The organism is Saccharothrix sp. AJ9571, assembly GCF_021725495.1.
GTDB classification, from domain to species: Bacteria; Actinomycetota; Actinomycetes; order Mycobacteriales; family Pseudonocardiaceae; genus Amycolatopsis; species Amycolatopsis magusensis.
The window spans coordinates 1642721-1666289 of sequence record NZ_CP091382.1; the positions used below are offsets into that span (position 1 = coordinate 1642721).

The 23569-nt window shown below is 71.3% G+C and carries 18 protein-coding genes; 10 read left to right on the plus strand and 8 right to left on the minus strand.

All coding sequences use genetic code 11. The annotated features are described in order from the left end of the window. Positions 1-156: 156 nt before the first annotated feature. From L3Q67_RS06755 to L3Q67_RS06765, 3 genes are all read left to right on the plus strand, one after another. Positions 157-999 carry a hypothetical protein gene (locus L3Q67_RS06755; RefSeq protein ID WP_499188718.1) on the plus strand — a complete coding sequence of 281 codons (843 nt, stop codon included), beginning with the start codon at positions 157-159 and terminating at the stop codon, positions 997-999. Positions 1000-1189: 190 nt separating this feature from the next. Beyond that, positions 1190-2737 (plus strand): serine/threonine-protein kinase, encoded by a 1548-nt coding sequence (locus tag L3Q67_RS06760; RefSeq protein ID WP_499188719.1) that lies wholly within the window; start codon positions 1190-1192, stop codon positions 2735-2737. A 95-nt stretch (positions 2738-2832) separates the two neighbouring features. After that, positions 2833-3831, plus strand: a complete 999-nt coding sequence (locus L3Q67_RS06765) for a serine/threonine-protein kinase (protein WP_499188720.1) — start codon at positions 2833-2835, stop codon at positions 3829-3831. On the opposite strand, the gene L3Q67_RS06770 is transcribed toward L3Q67_RS06765, so the two are convergent. Then, positions 3809-4717 carry a LysR family transcriptional regulator gene (locus tag L3Q67_RS06770; RefSeq protein WP_499188721.1) on the minus strand — a complete coding sequence of 303 codons (909 nt, stop codon included), beginning with the start codon at positions 4715-4717 and terminating at the stop codon, positions 3809-3811. The genes L3Q67_RS06765 and L3Q67_RS06770 overlap by 23 nt on opposite strands. Before the next feature lie 100 nt (positions 4718-4817). On the opposite strand from L3Q67_RS06770, the gene L3Q67_RS06775 reads away from it, so the two are divergent. After that, entirely contained in the window at positions 4818-5750 is a 933-nt protein-coding gene (locus tag L3Q67_RS06775) for a DMT family transporter (protein WP_499188722.1), read from the plus strand. A 1-nt stretch (position 5751) separates the two neighbouring features. Here the strand turns inward: L3Q67_RS06775 and L3Q67_RS06780 are convergent, their stop codons facing one another. Beyond that, entirely contained in the window at positions 5752-6420 is a 669-nt protein-coding gene (locus L3Q67_RS06780; protein ID WP_499188723.1) for a transcriptional regulator, read from the minus strand. Further along, a complete protein-coding gene (locus L3Q67_RS06785; protein ID WP_499191452.1) occupies positions 6417-7760 on the minus strand; it encodes an ATP-binding protein in 1344 nt (447 codons plus the stop codon). The genes L3Q67_RS06780 and L3Q67_RS06785 overlap by 4 nt, the downstream gene beginning before the upstream one ends. A 128-nt stretch (positions 7761-7888) precedes the next feature. Here L3Q67_RS06785 and L3Q67_RS06790 point away from each other — a divergent pair, with 128 nt between their 5' ends. Both L3Q67_RS06790 and L3Q67_RS06795 read left to right on the plus strand, forming a co-directional pair. Then, the gene (locus L3Q67_RS06790) at positions 7889-9157 is read left to right on the plus strand and encodes a PspC domain-containing protein (protein WP_499188724.1); all 1269 of its coding nucleotides are present in this window, start codon (positions 7889-7891) and stop codon (positions 9155-9157) included. Beyond that, a complete protein-coding gene (locus L3Q67_RS06795; protein ID WP_499188725.1) occupies positions 9150-9371 on the plus strand; it encodes a hypothetical protein in 222 nt (73 codons plus the stop codon). Before L3Q67_RS06790 ends, L3Q67_RS06795 begins: the two co-directional genes overlap by 8 nt. Before the next feature lie 175 nt (positions 9372-9546). Here the strand turns inward: L3Q67_RS06795 and guaA are convergent, their stop codons facing one another. Beyond that, positions 9547-11103, minus strand: coding sequence for a glutamine-hydrolyzing GMP synthase (gene guaA / locus L3Q67_RS06800; protein WP_499188726.1), 1557 nt, complete (start codon positions 11101-11103; stop codon positions 9547-9549). 63 nt (positions 11104-11166) lie between these two features. Between guaA and L3Q67_RS06805 the strand changes: the two genes are divergently transcribed. The 4 genes from L3Q67_RS06805 (at position 11167) to L3Q67_RS06820 (ending at position 16809) form a co-directional block, all read left to right on the plus strand. Beyond that, entirely contained in the window at positions 11167-12207 is a 1041-nt protein-coding gene (locus tag L3Q67_RS06805) for a zinc-dependent alcohol dehydrogenase family protein (protein WP_499188727.1), read from the plus strand. Further along, positions 12204-13655, plus strand: a complete 1452-nt coding sequence (locus tag L3Q67_RS06810) for an aldehyde dehydrogenase family protein (RefSeq protein ID WP_499188728.1) — start codon at positions 12204-12206, stop codon at positions 13653-13655. The genes L3Q67_RS06805 and L3Q67_RS06810 overlap by 4 nt, the downstream gene beginning before the upstream one ends. A 189-nt stretch (positions 13656-13844) precedes the next feature. Continuing rightward, positions 13845-14069 (plus strand): hypothetical protein, encoded by a 225-nt coding sequence (locus tag L3Q67_RS06815; protein WP_209664088.1) that lies wholly within the window; start codon positions 13845-13847, stop codon positions 14067-14069. A gap of 82 nt (positions 14070-14151) precedes the next feature. Further along, positions 14152-16809, plus strand: a complete 2658-nt coding sequence (locus tag L3Q67_RS06820; RefSeq protein ID WP_499188729.1) for a CHAT domain-containing protein — start codon at positions 14152-14154, stop codon at positions 16807-16809. An 848-nt stretch (positions 16810-17657) separates the two neighbouring features. Here the strand turns inward: L3Q67_RS06820 and L3Q67_RS06825 are convergent. The 4 genes from L3Q67_RS06825 to guaB form a co-directional block, all read right to left on the minus strand. Then, a complete protein-coding gene (locus L3Q67_RS06825; protein ID WP_499188730.1) occupies positions 17658-19361 on the minus strand; it encodes a GMC family oxidoreductase in 1704 nt (567 codons plus the stop codon). A gap of 55 nt (positions 19362-19416) precedes the next feature. Continuing rightward, positions 19417-20553 carry a GuaB3 family IMP dehydrogenase-related protein gene (locus L3Q67_RS06830; protein WP_499188731.1) on the minus strand — a complete coding sequence of 379 codons (1137 nt, stop codon included), beginning with the start codon at positions 20551-20553 and terminating at the stop codon, positions 19417-19419. A 75-nt stretch (positions 20554-20628) separates the two neighbouring features. After that, entirely contained in the window at positions 20629-21963 is a 1335-nt protein-coding gene (locus tag L3Q67_RS06835; RefSeq protein ID WP_499188732.1) for a BNR-4 repeat-containing protein, read from the minus strand. 66 nt (positions 21964-22029) lie between these two features. Continuing rightward, positions 22030-23535 carry an IMP dehydrogenase gene (guaB, locus tag L3Q67_RS06840; protein WP_499188733.1) on the minus strand — a complete coding sequence of 502 codons (1506 nt, stop codon included), beginning with the start codon at positions 23533-23535 and terminating at the stop codon, positions 22030-22032. Between the last annotated feature and the right edge of the window lie 34 nt (positions 23536-23569).

A 23569-nucleotide genomic window follows, 5' to 3' on the forward strand; every position in this document is an offset into this window, starting at 1 on the left:
TGAGGCGTCACCACCAAGCGCTGGGCCGTTCGGCTCAGCGCTGAACGGGCCTCGATTGCGCCATGTGGGTGGCCTCGACTGCCGTTCATCGTGTCTGAGCGGCTATCCGCCGATCGAGGGTGGCTCCGACGCGTGCCCGTTCGGTTACCTGGAGGCGTGCACGAGACAACCGGTATCCAGGCGGAGCCGGCCAGGACCCGCGTGGAGGACATCGTTCCGCCGGACATCCTCGCCGACCCCCTGATCGACCGCGCGCACCTCGAACAGGTGCTCGCCGCGCCGGAGAAGTTCCTGCCCGAACCGGCCCACCTGGCCGTCATCGAGCCGGAACGCCCACTCCAGGAGCCGGAGAGCCGGTTCGCCCGGCGGTCCAAGATGCTCGGCCTGCTGGGCGCCGCGGCGCTGCTGACCAGCTCGATCGCCGCCGCGGCGATGCTGCGCGACCGCCCGCCCGAGCATTCCGGGCTCGGCGTCACCCAGCCCTCCGGCGCCGGGATCACCGGCGCGGCCGCGCTGGGCGCGTTCGCCATCCCGTCGCCACGCGGCCCCTCGGCCACCGGCCCGACGCTGCCCGCGACCTCCGAAACCACGCCCGTCACCCAGCCGGGCACCTCGCCCGCCGGCAGTCCGGTGGCGCCCGTGGTGCCCGAAGCGGTGACCCCGGCGGCGGGCACCTCCACCTCGGCACCGGCGTCCAAGCGCGAACTGGTCGAACGGTTCTACCGGCAGGTGGACGTCAACCCGCCCGGGGCGCTGAAGATGCTGACCGGCGCCGTGGCCGGGGAGCAGCCCGGCGATCTCGTCCGCGCCTGGAGCGCGATGGATTCGGTGCGGGTGGAGAGCGCGCGGGAGCAGCCGGACGGTTCGGTGCTCGCGGTGGTCACCATGCTCGACGACGACGGCCGCCAGCTGCGGTTCACCCAGCAGTTGTGGTTCACCGGCGCCGACGGCGGGTTGATCTCCCAGGCCCGGCTGTTGTCGGCCCAGCACACCTCCTAAGCTCTTCGCCGTTCGGGTGACGAGGACCACCCGCGCGCTGGGTGCCACCCGTGTGTGCGCAGAGTTAACGCCCTAACCTTGTCACGAGACGGTCTCGGCAAACCCGGCCCACAGACCGTCCCACTGTGCATACGCTCAGCGGGCAGGAGTTCCACCACCGCGAGCCCGCGGAGCACCAGAAGGAGGTCGCGTGAGCGACGAGGGTCGCCTGGTCGCCGGCCGGTATCGCATCGTCCAGCGCATCGGTACCGGCGCGATGGGCGCCGTCTGGCAAGCGCACGACGAAGTGCTGGCGCGCACGGTCGCGATCAAGCAACTGCTGCTGCAGCCGGGACTGGACGGGCACGAAGCCGAGGACGCCCGGCAGCGCACCATGCGCGAAGGCCGGATCGCCGCCCGGCTGCACCACCCGAACGCGATCACCGTGTTCGACGTGGTCGCCGACGAGAACGGCCAGCCCTGCCTGATCATGGAGTACCTGAACTCCACGAGCCTGGCGCAGGTGCTGCACGAGCACAAAACGCTGCCGCCGATGGAGGTGGCGCGGATCGGGACGCAGATCGCGGCGGCGCTGAAGGAAGCGCACGCGGTCGGCATCGTGCACCGCGACATCAAGCCGGGCAACATCCTGATCGCCGGCAACGGCCACGTGAAGATCACCGACTTCGGCATCTCGCGGGCCAAGGACGACGTCACCGTGACCAAGACCGGCATGATCGCCGGCACGCCCGCCTACCTGGCGCCCGAGGTGGCCATCGGCGGCGACCCCGGTCCCGAGTCGGACGTGTTCTCGCTGGGGTCGACGCTGTACGCGGCCTGCGAGGGCCAGCCGCCGTTCGGGCTGAGCGAGAACACGCTGAGCCTGCTGCACGCGGTGGCCGCCGGGCAGATCAACCCGCCGCGCCAGTCCGGGCCGATGACCAGCGTGCTCGCGGTGATGCTGCACCCCGAGGTCGACCACCGGCCGACCGCCGAGGAGTGCGAGGACCTGCTGGACGCGGTCGCGCGCGGGGAAACCCCGCTCGGCGGCGCGACCGAGGTGCACGCCTCGCCCGCGGCGGCCGCCGCCGGAGCGGGCGCGATCGCCGGTGCGCTGGGCACGCAGACCCTGCCGGAGCCGGACGGGATGTCCGGTGGTTACTCCGGGACCCTGTCCGACACCCCGGCCGCCGGGGGTTTCTACGACGACCGCCCGGACGACGGTTACCCGCCCGGTGAGGGTTACCCGGACGAGGACTACGACAGCGACCGGTTCCGCGCCGCGGGCGCGGGCACCACGGTCGCCCCCGTGCCGTCGCAGCCCTATCGCGACGACTACGAGCCGGAGCCGCAGCGGACTCCGCCGCCCGCCGACGACCGCGCCGGTGCGTGGAAGAAGCCTGCCGTGATCGGCGGCATCGTGCTGGTGGCGCTGATCGCGCTCGGGGCGTGGATCTTCATTCCCAGCGACAACCCCACCGGCGACGCCGACCCGGTCGTGCCGCTGCCCGCTCCCTCCTCGAGCGCGCCGCCGAGCACGGAAAGCTCGGTCGAGGAGTCGAGTTCGGAAGAGCCGCCGGACAACCCGGGACCGACCAGGCCGGCGTCCTCCGCGCCGCCGAAGGACGACGACCCGCCGCCGAACAGCAATCCGAACCCGACGTCGAACAAGCCGCCGTCGTCGAAACCGAATCCACCGTCGGACCCGCCGGACCCGCCGACCGAGCCGAGCGACCCGCCCCCATCGGGGACGGAGTAGGCAGGCTCACGGTCGCCGCGGCGCGACGGCAGTCGATCACCGGTTACTGTGGATGACCAGACCCCCCGGAACGTCGGCGTGACAGAGGTAGTTGATTGAGTTCTCAGGGCGCGCTCATCAGTGGCCGCTACCGGCTGGACCAGCCGATCGGCCGCGGGCGAGCGGGAATCGTCTGGATGGCGTACGACACGCGCCTGCACCGCAACGTGGCCGCGAAGCGGCTCTACCTGCCGCCCGGGCTCGATCCGCAGCAGGCCGAGCACGCGCGTGCGATCGCCATGCAGCAGGGCCACGACGCCACCCGGATTTCGCACGCCTGCGCGATCACCGTGCACGACGTGGTCCGTGACGGCGCCGACGTGTGGCTGGCGATGGAGTACGTGCCGTCGCGGAACATGGTCGACTTCCTGTCCGAATACGGCAGGCTCACCCCGGAACAGGCCGCCTTCCTCGGCGTCCAGCTGGGGTCGGCGCTGATCACCGCGCACGCCTCCGGCATCCCGCACCGCGGGTTGCAGCCGAGCAACGTGCTGCTCGCCGACGACGGCGGGGTCAAGCTCACCGACATCGGCATCTCGGGCTGGCTCGACCCGGCCTACCTCTCGCCCGAGGTGCGGCGCGGCGAGACACCGACCACCGCGTCAGACGTCTACTCGCTGGGCGCGACCCTGTTCGCCGCGGTGGAGGGCGTGCCGCCGACCGGCCCCGACGGCACCGGGCCGCAGGTGCAGCCGAACCACACCGGCGTGCTCTCCGGCGCGCTGTCGAAGATGCTGCGCACGGACCCGATCACCCGGCCGACGATGTCCGACATCATCACCTCGCTCAAGGCGATCACCGACGGCAGGCAGACCGCGTTCATCCCGCCGACCGCGACCGCGTTGCCGCAGGTCACCACCCCTCCGCCGCCGCCACAGCACCACGGCGCCACGGCCCACCACCAGACCCGCATCGGCGAGATGGCCCCGGTACCGGCCGAGCCGGCGTCGGCCCGCCCGTCCGGTGATCAGATCCGCCGCTGGGTGGTGATGGCGCTGGCCATCTTCTTCGCGGTGGCCATGGGCATCGCGTTCACCGAGTTGTTCCTGGTCTGACCGAGGCCGCCCGCAGGCCGTCCACCAGGTGGCGGACCACCGGCAGGCCGCGCGCGTGCCAGGCCACCGCCGCGTGGATGCAGCGCACCACCTCCGGCCGGACCACCGGGCGCACGACCACGCCGGGGTGCGGTGAGCCGAGGCCCAGTTCGGGGATCAGCATCACGCCGAGCCCGGCGGCGATGAACCCCTGCGCGGTCGCGTAGTCCTCGCATTCGACGGCGAACTCCGGCGTGAACCCGGCTTCGCCGCAGGCACCGAGCAGGATGTCCAGGCAGGGCCCGAGCGGGTCGATGGCGATCCAGGGCTCGCCGCCGAGGTCCGCCAGCTCGATCACCTCCTTCGACGCCAGCGGGTGCGACTTCGGCAGCACGGCCCGGTACGGGTCGTCGAGCAGCGGGAACAGGTCGGCGTTCTTCGCGGGCCGTCCCTGTTTCGGCAGCACGACGATGGCGAAGTCGGTCTCGCCGGATTCGACCGAGGGCAGCGGGTCCTCCGGCTCGGTCAGCTTCAGGCTGAGCCGGACGCCGGGGAAGTCGCGGCGCACGGCGGCGACCGCGGGCGGGACCAGCGCCGCGCCCGCGGTGGCGAAGTACCGGATGGACAGGCTGCCGGTGCGCCCGTCCTTCAACTCGGCCAAAGCTGCTTCTGCCCGCAGAAGCTGGGTGCTCAGCAGTTCGGCGTGTTCGGCGAGCAGCAGGCCCGCCGGGGTGGGGCGCACGCCACGGCCGACGCGTTCGAGCAGCGCGATGCCCGCCTCCCGTTCCAGGGTGGACAGTTGCTGGCTGAGCGCGGACGGCGTGTAGCCCAGTGTCCGGGCCGCCGCGGAGATCGAACCGTTGGTGATCACCGCGTTCAGCACCTGCAGGCGCCGGAGGTCGAGCATGGTCCGATCTTACAGTTCTGCTAACGAATCAGTGCAGAAGATTTCGCTTGTCCTTACCTCTCGCGGTGGCAAGGCTGGGCCGTGAGCAAGGGAGGCTGGGGTGACCGAAACGAAGACCCTGTTGCGGATGGGCGCGCTCGCACTGATGTGGGGGTCGAGCTTCTTCTGGATCAAACTCGGGCTGCACGCGTTCTCGCCGGTGCAACTCGTGCTGGGCAGGCTGTTGCTGGGCGCCACCGTCCTGCTGCTGCTCTGCCTGCTCAACCGCCACCGGCTGCCGTCGGACCGGCGGCTGTGGTTCCACCTGGCCGTCGCCGGGCTGTTCCACTGCGCGCTGCCGTTCCTGCTCTTCGCGATCGGTGAGCAGACCGTGGACTCCGGCATCACCGGCGTGATCAACGCGACCACCCCGCTGTGGGCGCTGCTGGCCGCGGTGCTCTGGCGCATGGAGAAGCGGATGAGCGCCACCAAGGGCGCCGGGCTGCTGCTCGGCCTGGCGGGCACCGTGCTGATCTTCGCGCCGTGGCAGGCGTCCGGCCTGCTCAGCTGGGGTGCGCTGGCCTGCCTCGCGGCCTCGGCCAGCTACGGGTTCGCCTTCGTCTACGAGGAGCGCAACCTCTCCCGCAGCGGGTCGCCGCCGGTCGTGCTCGCGGGCACGCAGATGCTGCTGGCCAGCGGGTTCCTCGTACTGGCGATGCCGGTCGGCGGCACCACGCCGGTGCACTTCGACCTCGGTGCCTTCGTGGCGGTGGCGGTGCTCGGCGTGTTCTCCACCGGGATCGCCTTCGCGATGAACTACCGGCTGCTGGAGACCGAGGGCGCGGTGGCCACCTCGACCGTGGGCTACCTGCTGCCGGTGGTGTCGGTGCTGCTGGGGAGCCTGCTCCTCAGCGAACAGCTGGACCTGCGGGTGCTGACAGGCATGGTCGTGGTGCTCGCCGGAGTCGCGCTGACCAGGGTCCGGCGGCGCACGAAGAACCCCGTGGACCTGGAGCTGGAGCCCGTCCCGGTGGAACCGGCCCCAGCCAAGTAGCTCAGACGAGACGGCGGTCGGAGGCCCAGCGGGACAGCTCGTAGCGGTTGGACAGCTGGGTCTTGCGCAGGACGCTGGACACGTGGGTTTCCACCGTCTTCACCGAGATGAACAGCTCCGACGCGATCTCCTTGTAGGCGTAACCCCGCGCGAGCAGGCGCAGCACGTCGCGCTCCCGCGGGGTGAGCAGGTCCAGCTCGGGGTCGCTGATCGGCGCGGACCCCGGCCGGTCGGCGAAGGCGTCCAGCACGAACCCGGCCAGGCGCGGCGAGAACACCGCGTCCCCGTCGGCCACCCGGACCACCGCGCGGACCAGTTCCTTCGACGAGATCGTCTTGGTGACGTACCCCCGGGCCCCCGCCCGGATCACCGCGATCACGTCCTCGGCCGCGTCCGACACCGAAAGCGCCAGGAAGACCACGTCCGGCAGCTCCGGGCGGACCCGGCGCAGCACCTCGGCGCCACCACCGTCGGGCATGTGCACGTCCAGCAGCACCACCTGCGGGCGGGTGCGCGCGATCCCCGCCGCGGCCTCGGCGACGGATCCCGCCTCGCCGACCACCCGCACCTCCTCGGTGATGGACTCCAGCTCGGCCCGCACCCCCGCGCGGAACAAAGCGTGGTCGTCCACCAGGAACACCGATACCGGCCTCTTCGCCTCGTTCGTCACGCGACCTTCCCCACCTTGATCGGCATTTCCAGTTGCACCTCGGTGCCCTCGCCAGGGGCGGTGCGGAGACGGCACTTGCCGCCGTTGCGCTCCATCCTCCCCCGGATCGAGTCCGCCAGGCCATGGCGGTCGTCCGGAACCGTGTCCGGATCGAACCCCTTCCCCCGATCGCGCACGAACACGGTGACCGCCGTCGGCTCCACTTCGGCGTACACGCTCACCTCGTCCACCCCGGCGTGCTTGGCCGCGTTGACGATGGCCTCCCGCGCGGCGTGCACCAGCGCGGTCAGCGGCTCGTCCAGCTCGGCCTCGCCGACCACCACCTGCTGCACCGAGATCGCGAAGCTGTCCTCGACCTCCCCGCACGCGGTCGCGATGGCTTCGGACAACCGTCCCCCGGACGGCGCCAGCCCCTCCGACCCCGACTTCTCCTTGTCCCCGTACCCCGACGGGCCGTAGAGCCAGCTGCGCAGCTGCCGTTCCTGTCCCCTGGCCAGCCGCGCCACCTCCCGCGGGTCCCCCGACTGCTTCTGGATCAGCGCGAGCGTCTGCAGCACCGAGTCGTGCAGGTGCGCGGCGATCTCGGCGCGTTCCTCGGTGCGGATGCGGGCCCGGCGTTCCTCCCCGAGGTCGCGGACCAGCCGGACCCAGAACGGCACGGTCAGCACCGCCACCCCGATCAGCGTGGCCAGCACCGCGAGCAACGCGAACTGGATCTGCTCCATGCTCCCCGAGCGGAGCAGCACCACGCCGACGCCGGTCATCACCAGCGCGGCCCCGGCCAGGATGCGGATCGCCGCCGACCAGCCGCCCGCCCCGGACAGCGTGCCGACCACCCCGGTCTTGGCGCCGGTGCGCCACCGGCGGCGCTGCGACTCGTCGGCCTCCCGCCAGACCACCGCCGCGCCGATCAGCGCGACCGTCAGCGGCGCGGCCACCCAGCCGCTGAACAACCCGCTCAGCGCACCCCCGGCCACGGACAGGCCGACGCCGAGCGCGATCAGCCCGAACGCCTGCTGGCGGTCCTTGGCCGTGCCCTCCTTCTTCTCCTCCTTGGCGTTCTGCGGCACGAACACCCAGAGCAGGCCGTAGGCGAACAGGCCGACCCCGCCGAGCCCGCCGAGCAGGGCGAAGGTGACGCGCACCCACAGCACGCGCACGCCGAGGTGATCGGCGAGGCCGCCGGCGACCCCGGCCACCGCGCGCCCGGCTCGCCGCCGGTGCATCTTCGGCGGGCCGGTTTCCTCCACCGCCGAGCGGGGAGCCGGGATCACCACGGTCTCCGCCTCCGGCGGCGCGGTTTCGGGGGTTCGCTGGACCTGTTCTGGCACGTGGCCCATGGTCACACGGCCGGGAAGCGGAATCATCAGGGAAACCCCCGAGGTGGACCCGGGTCCGCCCACCCCTGAGCAAGTTCAGGGGACATCCCGGATGTGCGCGGACCGGGGCAGACCGCATCCTCGATGGCATGAGTGGGACATCGACGCAGCCGCCGGAAACTTCGAAATCGGGGCTCAACGGTTTCGAAGAGACCGTCAAGGACTTCTGGGTCAGCCGCCCGCGGCGCCCGAAACAGGGCCGCAAGGCCGCCGGCGTGGCGGCCGCGATCGGCAACCGCTACGGCATCGACCCGGTGCTGGTCCGCGTGGCGCTGGTCGCCGCGACCGTGTTCGGGGGCATCGGGATCGCCCTGTACGTCATCGGCTGGCTGCTCTTCGCCGACGAGCACGACGAGGTCTCGCCGATCGAGGGGCTGATCGGGCGCGGCCGGACCTCGATGAACCCGGCGCTGACCGTGGTGCTGGCCTGCTCGCTGTTCTTCATCGTGCCGTGGTCGTTCGCCGGGAACTGGTTCGACGGCGGCGGCTTCTTCGGCTTCGGCCTGCTCATGCTCGCGCTGTACCTGCTGCACCGCAGTCGCGGCCAGTTCAACCGTCCCGCCGTGCCACCGGCTCCCGGTCACGACGCGGGGTTCACCATGACCGACGGAGGTACCACCGTGTCCAGCAGTACCGACGCGCCCCCGCAGTGGGATCCGCTCGGCGCGGCGCCGTTCGCCTGGGACCTGCCCGACCCGAACCCGGCACCGGTGCTCCACGACGAGCCCGCGGCACCCCCGGTCCCGCGGCGCCGGTCGTCCGCGGCGAGCAAGGCGACCTTCGCGGTGGCGCTGGTCACCGCCGGGGTGATGACCGCGCTCGGCATCTCGGGCGTGCCCTGGTTCGACCCGGCGCACATCATCGGCGTGACGCTCGGCGTGCTCGGGATCGGCATGGTCGCCGGTTCCCTCACCGGGGGCGGGCGCGGCCTGATCGGGCTGGCCGTGCCGCTGTCCATCGCCGGGGTGGCGCTGACCGCGGTGCCGTTCCAGGCGGTCGGCGGCGGGGTCGGCAGCATCAACGCGACCCCGCGGGCGGGCGGCGAGGTGCTGCCGGTCTACGAGCAGACCGTGGGCGACATCGACCTCGACCTGACCAGCCTGCCGGCGGACACCCCGGTGACCACCATCGTGCGGACCACGCTCGGCAGCTCCACGGTGATCGTGCCGGAGGACGCCGACGTGCAGGTCACCTGCGCCAGCTCGGTCGGCGACATCGAATGCCTCGGCCGCTCGCACAGCGGCCTCGGCAACGCGCCGATCACCGTGACCGACCTGGGCCGCGACGGCGCGGGCGGGCCGAAGTACAACCTCGACGTGACCACTTCGACCGGCAGCGTGGAGGTGCGCCGTGGCTGAGGAAACCGACCGCGAAACCCAGGTGCGACCGGCCCGCAGGCTGGACGTGTTCACCCTGCTGATCGGCCTCGCGACGCTCGGCGCGTCGGGCTACGTGCTCACCGACGGTGCCCTGCCGCTACCCGGCTTCGACCCGCGATGGCTGATCGCCGGCGCGGCGGTGCTGGTCGGCCTGCTCCTGCTGGGCGCCTCGTTCAGCGGCAAAAAGCGCTAGCCCTACGGCCCGCTCCAAACGCTATGAGTGGGGCATTACTTGCATCCAATGCAAGTAATGCCCCACTCATAGCATTCAGGACCTTTTACCTCGGCTGGCTCGGGGCCGCTGCGCGGTGCTCATTCCCGCCCCCCCGTCGCCCGCCACCACCCTCAACGGAACCGCTGCGCGGTGCTTACTCCCATTCGATGGTGCCCGGTGGCTTGCTCGTCACGTCCAGCACCACGCGGTTAACGTCGGCCACCTCGTTGGTGATCCGCGTCGAGATCCGCTCCAGCACCTCGTACGGCAGGCGCGTCCAGTCCGCGGTCATCGCGTCCTCGCTGGACACCGGCCGCAGCACCACCGGGTGCCCGTAGGTCCGGCCGTCGCCCTGCACGCCGACGCTGCGCACGTCGGCCAGCAGCACCACCGGGCACTGCCAGATGTCGCGGTCCATGCCGGCCGCGGTCAGTTCCTCGCGGGCGATCGCGTCGGCCGAGCGCAGCGTGGCCAGCCGCTCCGGGGTGACCTCGCCGATGATCCGGATGCCCAGCCCCGGCCCGGGGAACGGCTGCCGATGCACGATCGTCTCCGGCAGGCCCAGTTCCAGCCCGACCCGGCGCACTTCGTCCTTGAACAGCAACCGCAGCGGCTCGACCAGCTCGAAGGCCAGGTCCTCTGGCAGTCCGCCGACGTTGTGGTGGCTCTTGATGTTCGAGGTGCCCGCGCCGCCGCCGGACTCGACCACGTCCGGGTAGAGCGTGCCCTGCACCAGGAACCGGTAGTCGCCCTCGGCCTTGAGGTCGCGCTCGGCCTGCTCGAACACGCGGATGAACTCGCGGCCGATGATCTTGCGCTTCTGCTCGGGGTCGGTGACCCCGGCGAGCGCGGCCATGAACCGCTCGCGCGCGTCCACGGTGACCAGGTTGACCCCGGTCGCGGCGACGAAGTCGCGCTCCACCTGGGTGCGTTCCCCGGCCCGCAGCAGCCCGTGGTCGACGAAGACGCAGGTGAGCCGGTCGCCGATGGCGCGCTGCACCAGCGCGGCGGCCACCGCGGAGTCCACCCCACCGGACAGCCCGCAGATCGCCCGGCCGTCGCCCACCTGCGCGGAGATCTTCGCGACCTGTTCCTCTACAATGGACGCGGTAGTCCACTGTGGACGGATACCGGCGATGTCGTGCAGGAACCGGCGCAGCACCTCCTGCCCGTGCGGGGAGTGTCCCACTTCCGGGTGGTACTGCACGCCGGCGATCCGGCGCTCGGTGTTCTCGAACCCGGCGACCGGGGCGCCTTCGGAGGTCGCGGTGACCACGGCGCCCTCGGGTGCCTTGGTCACGCTGTCGCCGTGGCTCATCCACGCGGGGTGCCGGGTGGGCAGTTCTTCGTGCAGGACGCCACCGTCGCCGGTGACCTTGACCTCGGTGCGGCCGTACTCGCGCACCCCGGTCGCCTCCACGGTGCCGCCCAGCGCGCTGGCCAGCAGCTGGAAGCCGTAGCAGATGCCGAACACCGGCACACCCGCCTCGACCAGCGCCGGGTCCATCGCGGGCGCGCCCTCTTCGTACACACTGGACGGTCCACCCGAAAGGATGATCGCGGCCGGGTTCTTCGCCAGCAGCTCGTCGACTGCGGCGGTGTGCGGTACCACCTCGGAGTAGACCTGCGCCTCGCGGACCCGCCGCGCGATCAGCTGGGCGTACTGCGCCCCGAAGTCCACCACGAGCACCGGCCCGGTGCTGCTGTTCACTCGCCGACCTCCTTCTCGTCGACCACTATCGTCGCAGGTGATGACTTCGAGGAAAGGACGGGGATGCGAGCCACGCTGATCTACGGAGCGGGCGACGTCCGTGTGGAGGACGTGCCGGACCCGGTGCTCCGCACGCCGTCGGACGCGGTGGTGCGGGTGCTCCGGTCGTGCGTCTGCGGCAGCGACCTGTGGCCGTACGCCGGCCGTGAGGCCACCGAGCAGGGACAGCGCATCGGGCACGAGTTCCTCGGCGTGGTCGAGGAGGCGGGCCGCGAGGTGCGCACGGTCAAGGCCGGTGACCTGGTCGTGGCGCCGTTCGTCTACTCCGACAACACCTGCGAGTTCTGCCGCGAAGGCCTGCACACCTCGTGCCGGAACGGCGGCAACTGGGGCGTGAACGACGTCGACGGCGGCCAGGGCGAGGCGGTCCGCGTGCCGCAGGCGGACGGCACGCTGGTGAAGCTGCCAGTGGCCGGGAACACCGAGGACACCGCGCTGCTGCCGTCGCTGCTGACCCTGTCCGACGTGTTCTCCACCGGGCACCACGCCGCGGTCACCGCGGGCGTGAGCGAACGCACAACGGTGACCGTGATCGGCGACGGCGCGGTCGGGCTGTGCGCGGTGCTGGCCGCCCGGCGGCTCGGCGCCGAACGCATCGTCCTGATGGGCCGCCACCAGGCGCGGACCGATCTCGGCCGCGAGTTCGGTGCGACCGACGTGGTCGCCGAACGCGGCGAGGAGGGCATCGCGAAGGTGCGCGAGCTGACCGGCGGCTCGGGCACGCACACCGTGCTCGAATGCGTCGGCACCAAGCCCGCGTTCGAGATGGGCATCGGTGTGGTGCGCCCGGGCGGGCGGATCAGCCGGGTCGGCGTGCCGCAGTACTCCGACGGCCCGATCGGGCGGTACGTCTTCGGCAACAACATCACCATCACCGGCGGTGTCGCACCCGCGCGGCACTACATCGAGCAACTGCTGCCGGACGTGCTCGACGGCCGCGTCGAGCCCGGCAAGGTCTTCGACGTGACGATGTCGCTGGAGCAGGTTCCCGAGGCGTACCAGGCGATGGCCGACCGCACCGCGCTCAAGGTGCTGATCGCGTGACCGAGGAGGCCTTCACCCCGGAACCCCGCCCGGCCTGGATCGCCGGGCTGCCCGAACAGGGCGCCACCACGCTGGAGGTCACGCACCCGTTCGACGGCCTCGAGGTCGCCACGGTCGCCGTGCCCGGCCCGGAGCAGGTCGAACGGGCGGTGGCGAAGGCGGCGGCGGTGGCCGCGGAGTTCCGCCGCCGTCCCGCGCACCAGCACGCCGCGGTGCTCGAGCACGTCTCGCGGGCGCTCACCGAACGCGCCGAGGAACTCGCCGAGGTGATCACCGCGGAGAGCGGCAAACCGCTGAAGTGGTCGGAAGTCGAGGTGCGCCGGGCGATCTCGGTGTTCCGGATCGCCGCGGAGGAAGCCCGCCGGTTCGACGGCGAACTGCAGCGGCTGGACACCGACGAAGGCGGCGAAGGCAGGCTGGCGCTCGTGCGGCGGGTGCCGCGCGGGCCGGTGCTGGCGATCGCGCCGTTCAACTTCCCGCTGAACCTGGTGGCGCACAAGGTCGCCCCGGCGCTCGCGGTCGGCGCGCCGATCATCGTCAAACCGGCGCCGCGCACGCCGTTGTCCGCGTTGGTCCTCGGGGAGATCCTGGCCGAGACGGACCTGCCCGACGGCGCGTTTTCCGTGCTGCCACTGGGAAACGAGGAGACCTCGGCGCTGGTGGCCGATCCGCGGCTGCCGGTGGTGTCGTTCACCGGCTCCGGCCCGGTCGGCTGGTCGATCGCCGACGCCGCCGCACGCAAGCACGTGGTGCTCGAACTCGGCGGCAACGCGGCGGCCGTGGTGCTGGCCGACTGGCCGGACCTCGCCGGGGCCGCGCGGCGGATCGCCACCTTCGGCAACTACCAGGCCGGGCAGTCGTGCATCTCGGTGCAGCGGGTGATCGTCGAACGCGCCGTGGCCGACGAGTTCGTGCCCGCGCTGATCGACGCCGTGCGCGCCCTGCGCACGGGCGACCCGTACGACACCGAGGTCGAAGTCGGCCCGGTGGTGGACGAGGCTGCCGCTGAGCGAATCGTTACCTGGATCGGTGAAGCGGTCGAGGGCGGCGCGCGGGTGCTCGCCGGTGGCGGGCGGGACGGCGCGACCGTCGAACCGACGTTGCTGAACGACGTGTCACCGGAGGCGAAGGTGTGGGCGGAAGAGGTGTTCGGCCCGGTGCTCGTCGTTTCCGTGGTGGATTCCGCCGAAGCCGCGTTCGACTCGGTCAACGATTCCCCATACGGGTTGCAGGCAGGGGTTTTCACCCGCGACGTCCAGCTCGCCTTCCGCGCTTCGGCCGAACTGGAAGTCGGCGGGGTGATCATCGGGGACGTGCCTTCGTACCGCGCGGACCAGATGCCCTACGGCGGGGTGAAGGGCTCCGGCCGGGGTCGCGAAGGCGTGCCCGCGGCGATGGCCGACCTCACCGAGGAGAAGGTGACCGTCCTGACCAACCTCACCCTTTAGGACTAATACAGCAATAAGGCAGTGCGCTAAGTAATTCCCATACCTCCATACGTGGGGTACCTTCAGCCAAGGTTCCTTGGGGGGAACCGGATCCGGACACCCAGCGTCGCACTTGAGTAATCCGTTGTGACGCACGGAAAAGGTTGGCTGCGCCGACGAGCGGCGCAATCACGAGGGAGGAAACTGAGGATGAGCACGCCCACCGAGGAGCTGGTCCCGGAGTCGGACGACACCACTCCGGACGGTCCGCGCAACACCGACATCACGCCGGACGGACCGCGCAACACCGGCACCGACCCGAGCACGCAGGGCCCGCGCAACACCAGCACCGACCCCACCACCCAGGGGCCCCGCAACACCAGCACGAACCCGACCACCCAGGGCCCGCGCAACACCAGCACGCCGGCGTCCTAGGGCGAACGCCGTAGTCTTCCGCCGGGCGGGACCCCCCGCCCGGCGGACTTCGTCTGCGAGCCTCATGTGGTCTGATAGTCGAGTGGCCGCCCCCCAAGCTTCCGGAGCGACCCGGCGGCACCGGCGTTCCCGTGCCAGCGAAGCGGTACTGGGCCAGGTCGGTGAGCTGCACGAAACGGCCGTGCGGATCCGGCACGCCGGCCGTGAGCGCGAAGCGATGCGCCTGTTCCGGCGCGGTCTCGCCCTGCTCGAGACGATCTCCGCCGATGCCGACTCCCGCTGGCTCGCCCTGCACATCGAGCTGTGGATCCGCCTCGCCTACTCCGAAGCCGAGTTCGGCACGGTTTCCGACGGCCTCGCGCGCCTCGACGCGGTCCGCCCGCGACTGGGCGAGCTGCCGGAAGGCCCGGCGCAGACCGAACTCCGCGGCTTCATGGACCACATCCACGGCACCCTGCTGGCCAGGGCGGGCCGTGACGAGGACAGCCTGCCGCTGATGGATTCGGCGATCGCGCACCGCCGCGAACTGCTCGCCGGCTCCACGGACGACCGCGAACGCCTGACCGAAGCGCTGGTCGCCTCGGTCAGCAACCGCGGGCTGTCCTTCGTCATCCTGGGCAGGCTCGCCGAAGCCCGGCGCGACCTCGACTACGCGAGCGAACTCGCCGCCGAGTACGACTTCCCGCAGAAAACCGCGTACCTGCAGCACATGCTGGGCGATCTGGAGAAGCGGCTCGGCCGCCTCCCGCAGGCGCTGCACCACTACGGCGAGGCCGAGCGCGCCTACCTCGACCTGGGCCCGGACATGCTCTACCGGCTGCGGATCGACCAGGCGCAGGCGCTGCTCAGCGCCGGGCTGGCGATGGAGGCCGGGCGGCACCTGGACGAGGTGCTGCCGCAGATGCGACGGCAGCGCGTCGGCCAGGACCTCGGTGAGGCCGAGCTCTTCCGGGCCGCGGCGGCGTTGCTCGAAGGGGATCTGCCTACCGCGCAACAACTAGCGGGTTCCGCGCAGCGGCGGATGCGGCGGCGCGGGACGGAAGGCTGGGCCACCGTCGCGGAGTTGCTCGGCCTGCGGGTGCGCACGATGCGCGCGCTGAACACCGGCCGCGTGCCCGCCGCGCTGGTGTCCACCGCGGGACGGCTGGCCGGACGACTGTCCGAACTGCGCCTCGGCGAGGACGCCGCACTCGCCAGAACCCTTGCCGCGCAACTGGAAGTGCGCCGCGGCCGGGTCGGCAAGGCGGGTGATCTGCTGCGTCGTGTGCCACGCCCGAAACCGCACACCCCGCTGGAACACCGCATGCTGCTGCGCCTGTGCAAGGCGGAACTGGCTGCCGCGCAAGGGAACCGGCGCAAGGCGTTCGCGCAGGCACGCGCCGGGCTGACCGAACTGGGGCAGGCGCGCGACCGCATGGGCGGGCTGGAAATGGTGTCCGGCACCGCGTTGCACGGTCAGGAACTGGGCGATCTGGCGATGCGGCTGGTGCTCGAAGGCGGCGAGTCGGCCACCGAGGCGCGTCAGCTGTTCAACTGGCTGGAGCGCACGCGGGCGCAGATGTACCGGTACGAGCAGGTTTCCGGGCTGGAGAACACGCAGCTGGTCGAGTCCATCGCGGAAATCCGGCACGTCGGGCACGCGTTGCGCGAGGCCAAACTGGACGGCAGGCCGGTGGCCGGGCTGCAGGCGCGCTACAACGAACTGCAGCACGCGGCGACCCGGCTGGGCTGGCACGCGGCGACCCGCTGGGGGCGGCCGCGGCCGGTCGCCACGGTCGAGGAGGTCGCGGTCCAGCTCGGTGCCCGGGTGCTGATCAGCTTCGCGGCCTCCGGGGACAAACTGCTCGCGGTCGTGGTGTCCGACGGCCGGGTGCGGATCGTCCGGCTGGGTTCGGCGCGCCGGGCCGCGGAACGGACGCGGCGGCTGCACGCCGACCTGAACGCGATGGCGCCGGACCACCTGGCGGAGCCGCTGCTGCAGGCGATCTCGGCGTCGGCGCGCAAGGAGGCCGACCTGCTCGACGCGCAGCTGATGCGGCCGCTGCTGGAGTTCCTCGACGACCGCGAAGTGGTGCTGGTGCCGACCGGGACGTTGTACGCGGTGCCGTGGAACGTGCTGGGCTCGATGCGGTACCGGCCGATCGTGGTGGCCCCGTCGGCGACGGCGTGGCTGGCCGCGTCACGGCCGGAGACGGAGACCTCGGGCACGGTGCTGGTGCGCGGCCCGAACCTGCTCGCGGCGACCGGGGAGATCGACAAGCTGGCGGCGCACCACCGGCACGCCACGCAGTTCGCCGCCGACCACGCCGACGTGCGCACGGTGCTGGACGCGCTGGACGGCGTCGACCTGGCGCACATCGCCGCGCACGGTTCGCACGAACCGGACAACGCCCTGTTCTCGCGGCTGGAGCTGGCCGACGGGGCGTTGTTCGCGCACGAGGTGGCCGCGCTGCGGAGACCGCCACGGCAGGTGGTGCTGGCCGCGTGCGAACTCGCGCTGAACCTGATCAGACCGGGTGACGAGGCGCTCGGGTTCGCCGGCGCCCTGCTGGCCAGCGGCACGCACACGGTGGTCGCCGCCGCCAGCCGGGTCGGCGACCACCCCGCCGCCGCGGCCATGGACGACTACCACCGGGCCCTCGCCGCCAACGTCGCCCCGGCCACCGCCCTCGCCGACGCCGTCGGCGTCGACCCCCTGCGCCGCCCCTTCATCTGCCTAGGCTCCGGCCACACCCCCTAACCCCACCCCACACTCACGCACCCGACCCCCACGTTCCCGCAGCCGAGTCCCACACTCACGCACCCGAACCCCACGTTCACGCAGCCGAGTCCCACACTCACGCACCCGAACCCCACGTTCACGCAGCCGAACCCCACACTCAGGTGCGCGGACCCCGAACTCGCACCGCCGAACCCCACGACCATCCAGCCCAGTCCCACACTCAGACAGCCGAGTCCCACGTTCGCGCAGTCGAACTCCACGTTGAGGCAGCCGAACCTCACACTCGCGCAGCCGAGCCTCACGTTCGCGCAGCCGAGTCCCACGCTCAAGCAGCGGAACTCCACACTCAGGTGCGCAAATCTCAAACTCGCGCGGTCGAACCCCGCATCCGGGCGCGCGCGAAACCCACGCTCAGGCAGCCGAACTCCACGTTCGTGCAGCCGAACCCCACACCCGCGCCCGCGAGTTCCACACTCGGGAGCGCCTGACTGTGAAGCTCGGCCGCCCGAACGTGGGACTCAGGTGCCTGAGTGTGGGACTCGGCTGCCTGAGTGTGGGGTTCACGCCCGCCAACGCCGAACTCGCCTGCAGGAACGCAGAACTCGGGCGCACGAAGGTCCGACTCGGATGCCTGAACCGTGGACCTCAGGCCCCGCCAACGTGAAATTCGGCTGCACGATCACGAAGCCTGCGCCCGCCAGCGCAGAACTCAAGTGCCTGAACGTGGGACTCGGGTGCCCGAACGAGGGGTTCGCGTGCCCGAACGTGGAGTTCGGCTGCACGAACGTGGAGTTCGGGTGCCTGAACGTGGGACTCGCGTGCCTGAACGTGGAGTTCGGGGCGTGAACGTGGGGGCGTGGGGGGGGTTAGGTGAGGGGGAGGTGTAGGGCGCCGGGGGCGTGGGCTGGGACGGTGGGGGAGGTGGGGGGGACCGCGGGTAGGCGGCGGTAGGGCTCCGTCTGGGTGGGGCGTGCGTCCGGCTCGCCCTTGTTCGGCCAGAACGACATGGCCCGCTCCGCCTGCGCGGTGATGGTCAGCGACGGGTTCACGCCCAGGTTCGCGGTGATCGCCGAACCGTCCACGATGGACAGACCGGGGTGGCCGAAGACCCGGTGGTACGGGTCGATCACGCCGGAGTCCGCGTCCGTGCCGATCGGGGCGCCGCCGATGAAGTGGGCGGTCAGCGGGATGTCGAACACCTCGCCCCAGGTACCGCCCGCGATGCCGTCGATGTGCTCGGCGGTGCGCTGGTTCGCCTCGTGCCCGGCCGGGATGAACGTCGGGTTCGGCTCGCCGTGCCCCTGCTTCGAGGTGTACTTCCGCCGCCCGAACAGCCCGCGCTTGGTGTAGGTGGTGATCGAGTTGTCCAGGCTCTGCATCACCAGCAGGATCACCGTGCGCTCGCTCCACCGGTACCCGTTGAGCAGTCTCGCCGACTGGATCGGGTGCTTCAGGAGGAAGCGCACCATCTGCTGCCACCGCGGCACCGGCGAAGCGCCGTCGGTCGCGATGGTCTGCAGCATGCTCATCAGGTTGCTGCCCTTGCCGTACCGGACCGGCTCGATGTGCGTGGTCTCGTCCGGGTGGATCGACGACGTGATCGCCACGCCGCGCGTGTAGTCGTGCGCCGGGTCCACCGTGGGCCGCCCGGAGCCGATGATCGCCTCGGAGTTCGTCCTGGTCAGCTCCCCGAGCCTGCCGGACAGCCGCGGCAGCGCGCCGGTGTCCTTCATCCGGTGCAGCAGGTTCTGCGTGCCCCACGTCCCGGCCGCGAGCACCACCTTGCCCGCGGTGATCGTGGTCCGGAAGCGCGGCGAGACCTTCCCGGTCTTGCGCAGGTCGACCTCGAACGAGCCGTCCGCGCGCTCGCGCAGCCCGGTCACCGTGGTCAGCGGCAGCACCTTCGCCCCGGCCTGTTCCGCCAGGTACAGGTAGTTCTTGACCAGCGTGTTCTTCGCACCGACGCGGCACCCGGTCATGCACGAACCGCATTCCGTGCACCCGGTCCGCGCCGGGCCGGCACCACCGAAGTACGGGTCGGCGATCCGCTTGCCGGGCTCACCGAAGTACACCCCCACCGGCGTCGGGTGGTACGACTCCGCGACGCCGAGGTCCGCGGCGACCTTCTGCATCACCTCGTCGGACGGCGTGACCGACGGGTTCGTCACCACGCCCAGCATCCGGCTCGCCTGGTCGTAGTGCGGCGCGAGCTCCGACTCCCAGTCGGTGATGTGCGCCCACTGCCGGTCGTTGTAGAACGGCTTGAGCGGCCGGTACAGCGTGTTCGCGTAGACCAGCGACCCACCACCGACCCCGGCGCCCGCCAGCACCATCACGTCCTTGAGCAGGTGGATGCGCTGGATCCCGAAGCACCCGAGCTGCGGCGCCCACAGGTAGCGCCGCACGTCCCATGAGGTCTTCGCGAACTCGTCGTCGGCGAAGCGGCGGCCCGCTTCGATCACCGCGACCCGGTAGCCCTTTTCGGTCAGCCGGAGCGCGGCGACACTGCCGCCGAACCCCGAGCCGACCACTACGACGTCGTAGTCCGTGGTGGTGTTACGAGCAGTCACAGGTAAAACCATAGCCCGCGGACTGCTTCCTGACTACCAGTAAGTTACCGGCAGGTTAGTTCCGGATGGTCAGGCCGACCTTCTGGAACTCCTTCAGGTCGGAGTAACCCGTCTTAGCCAGCGCCCGCCGCAGCGCGCCGAACAGGTTGACCACACCTTCGGCGTCCGAAGACGGCCCGAACAGCAGGGTCTTGAGGTCCACGGCGTAGTCCGGACCGGCCGCCACGCGCGAACGCGGCAACGACGGGTGCGCCGCCGCGGCCGTCCAATAGAGGCCCTGACCAGGTGCTTCGGACGCGGCCGCCAGCGGCGCGCCGAGCATGACCGCGTCCGCGCCGCACGCGATCGCCTTGGCGATGTCCCCGGAGACGCTGATGCCGCCGTCGGCGAGCACGTGCACGTACCGGCCGCCGGTCTCGTCGAGGTAGTCGCGCCGCGCCGCCGCGGCGTCGATGATCGCGGTGGCCATCGGCACGCCGATGCCGAGCACCCGGTCGGTGCTGGTCACGCCCGGGGTGGCGCCGTGCCCGACGATCACGCCCGCCGCGCCGGTGCGCATCAGGTGCATCGCGGTCCGGTAGTCGCCGACACCACCGGCGATCACCGGCACCTCCAGGTCGGCGATGAACTGCTTGAGGTTCAGCGGGTCGCCGTCGCGCACCACGTGCTCGGCGGAGACGATCGTGCCCTGCACCACCAGGATCTCCACGCCGGCGGCGAGCAGGTCCGGGGTCAGCTCGGCGGCGTGCTGCGGGCTCACCCGCGCGGCCACCGTCACGCCCGCCTCGCGCACCGTCCGGATCGCCTCGGAGATGAGGTCGAGCCGGATCGGCGCGGCGTGCAGTTCCTGCAGCACGCGGCTCAGCGCGGTCGGGTCGCCGTCGCCCTCCTCGGCCGCCCGCACGATCCGGAACATCGCCTCTTCGACGTCCGGCTGGCGCGCCCACAGCCCTTCGGCGTTGAGCACCCCGAGCCCGCCCAGCTCGCCGACCGCCACCGCGGTGCCCGGCGAGACGATCGCGTCCGTCGGATGCGTCACCAGCGGCAGGTCGAACTGGTAGGCGTCGATCTTCCAGGAGGTGGAAACCACCTTGGACGACCGAGTGCGCCGGGAGGGCACGATCTCGATGTCGTCGAGGTCGTACGCCCGCCGAGCGGTACGGCCCATTCCGATCTCGACCAGATCCCGCACGTGACGTCCCTTCTCGAACACGATGTTCCAGCGCACATTGTGTCGAGCGGGCTCGGCGCCGGCACGCGGGGGGCGTCAGTTCGGCGCGCCGGCCACCGTGCCTGCCACGTAGATGTCGCCGTCGGCCACGCTCACCTCCCGCGCGCTCGACGCGCCGGTGGCCAGAATCCGCGCCGGATCGCGGAAACCGGTGATCACCTCCACCCGCTGCACCGGCTTCGGCGTGGGGATCACCGCTTCGGCCCGCCAGTCCAATCCGGACAGCAGGTAGGTCTCGATGTCCGGCTTGCCGTCACGCGTGGCGTAGACCCGCCAGCTCCCCTGCCCGGCGGGTTCGATCTCCCGGGTCCGCAGTCCATTCGCGACCTGCCGGGTCTCCCACGCCGAACCGGTCCACCTGGCCACGTGGTCGAGCGGGTCGCCGGTCTGGCCGAACTGGAACCACAGCACGAACGGCTTGCCGTCGGCGCCGAAACCGACCTGCTGGATGTAGTCCGGCGACTTCAGCCCGGCGGGCCGTTCCAGCGGGGTGTCGGCGACCTTGAGGTACCGCTCCTGTTCGGCGTCGTCGACCTGGGTGCCGAGGTCACGGCCGTCCGCGGCGTGGAACCGCAGGCCGGCCGGGTTGAACCACGCGTAGTAGATGTTGCGGTGGTAGTAGTCGTGCAGGTGCTGGTCCGGACCACCGCCCGCCAGCGTGTAGACGATGTGGACGCGCTCCGGCCTGCCGAACGAGCCCGGTTCGTACCGCATCTGCCCGACGTAGACCTCATCCATGTGGTCCGCCCGGCCCTTCGAGCCGAGCGCGAACTCCTTGCCGGTCAGCTGCACCGAGTTCTTCCACGTCCGGCCGTTGTCCCGTGAGATCAGGTACTTCATCGGGCGGAAGTCGGTCGGGGCGCTGGGATCGAGCTCACGGGTGGTCTCGCGGTAGAACAGCACCAGCGTGCCGCGCGCGGTCTTCACCGGCATCGGGTAGCTCGCCGCGTCGCCCTCGGGCAGTTCGGTGTGCGTCCACTCACCGTCGAGCGAATGCGGGCCCGGCGCCCGGCTGAGCAAGGTCCGGCTGTTGTGCATGCCGCGGAAGATCAACAGGTGCCCGTCGTCGGCGAGCACCATGGTCGGGTAGTTGTGCGGATCGGCCTCGCCACCGGCGACCAGCTTCGGCGGGGTCCAGTCGCCGCTCGCGTGGTCATAGGCCTGGACGTAGGTGTCCGCGTTCACCCCGGACCACGAGATGAAGGTCACACCGGCAGCTGGGTCGTGGACGCCACCGGCCAGCGGCCGCCGGTCGGTCCGCGACGCGACGGTGTCCGCCGGGGTCATCACCGAGAACGCCGGATCCGCCTGCGCGGGCGGCGCGAGGGCCAGCAGCGCGGGGATCAGCAGGATGGGGAGCAGTCGCCGCATGAACATGCCTCCTGGAACGTCCCAGGCGGCGGGCACCCCATCCTGGCACCGAATCCGGTACCGGCGCTAGCGGGTGGTGTAGTTCGGCGCCTCGACGGTCATCGTGACGTCGTGCGGGTGGCTCTCCTTCAGCCCGGCCGCGGTGATCCGCACCAGCTGCGCCTCCTGCAGCTCGGCGATGGTCCGGGCACCCGCGTACCCCATGCCGGAGCGCAGGCCGCCGACCAGCTGGTGCACCACAGTGGACAGCGGGCCGCGGAACGGGATGCGCCCCTCGATGCCCTCGGGCACCAGCTTGTCCTCGGAGAGCACGTCGTCCTGGGCGTAGCGGTCCTTGGAGTACGACTTCGCCGCGCCACGCGACTGCATCGCGCCCAGCGAGCCCATGCCGCGGTAGGTCTTGAACTGCTTGCCGTTGACCAGGATCAGGTCACCGGGGGCCTCGGCGGTGCCGGCCAGCAGGCTGCCCAGCATGACCGTGGAGGCCCCGGTGGCCAGCGCCTTGACGATGTCACCGGAGTACTGGATGCCGCCGTCGCCGATCACCGGCACACCCGCCGGGCGGCAGGCCTGGTCGGCTTCGTAGATCGCCGAGATCTGCGGCACACCGACGCCCGCGACCACGCGCGTGGTGCAGATCGAGCCGGGGCCGACGCCCACCTTCACGCCGTCCGCACCCGCTTCGACCAGCGCCTGCGCCCCAGCCCGGGTGGCCACGTTGCCGCCGACCACGTCGACGGTGTCGCCGAGTTCCTTCTTCAGCAGCGCCACCGTGTCGACCACGGCCCGCGAGTGCCCGTGCGCGGTGTCCACCATCAGCACGTCCACGCCCGCGTCGGCCAGCGCCATCGCGCGCTGGTGCCCGTCGGCGCCGACGCCGACCGCCGCGCCGACGATCAGCCTGCCGTCGGTGTCCTTGGTGGCGTTCGGGAACTGCTCGGTCTTGACGAAGTCCTTCACCGTGATCAACCCGCGCAGCTTGCCCGCGCCGTCCACGATGGGCAGCTTTTCGATCTTGTGGCGGCGCAGCAGGCCCAGCGCGGCGTCGGCGGTCACGCCGACCTGCGCGGTGACCAGCGGCGTGCGGGTCATCACCTCGCTGACCGGGCGCGTGTGGTCCACCTCGAACCGCATGTCGCGGTTGGTGATGATGCCCACCAGCGTGCCCGCGGCGTCGGTCACCGGCACACCGGAGATGCGGTAGCGGGCGCACAGGGCGTCCACCTCGGCCAGGGTGTCTTCCGGGGAACAGGTCACCGGATCGGTCACCATGCCCGCTTCGGACCGCTTGACCACCTCCACCGCGGTGGCCTGCTCGTCGATCGGCAGGTTGCGCTGCAGGACGCCCATGCCGCCCTGGCGCGCCATCGCGATGGCCATCCTGGCCTCGGTGACGGTGTCCATCGCGGCGGAGACCAGCGGGACGCGCAGGTTGACGTTGCGGGAGAGCCGGGTGGTGGTGTCGACCGAACTGGGCACCACGTCGGACTCGGCAGGCAGCAGCAACACGTCGTCGAAGGTCAGCCCGAGCATGGCGAACTTGGTCGGGAAGGTGGCGGAGTGCTCGGTCATGGCTGGCTGTTGGCCTTCCTGGCGCGGGTGAGGG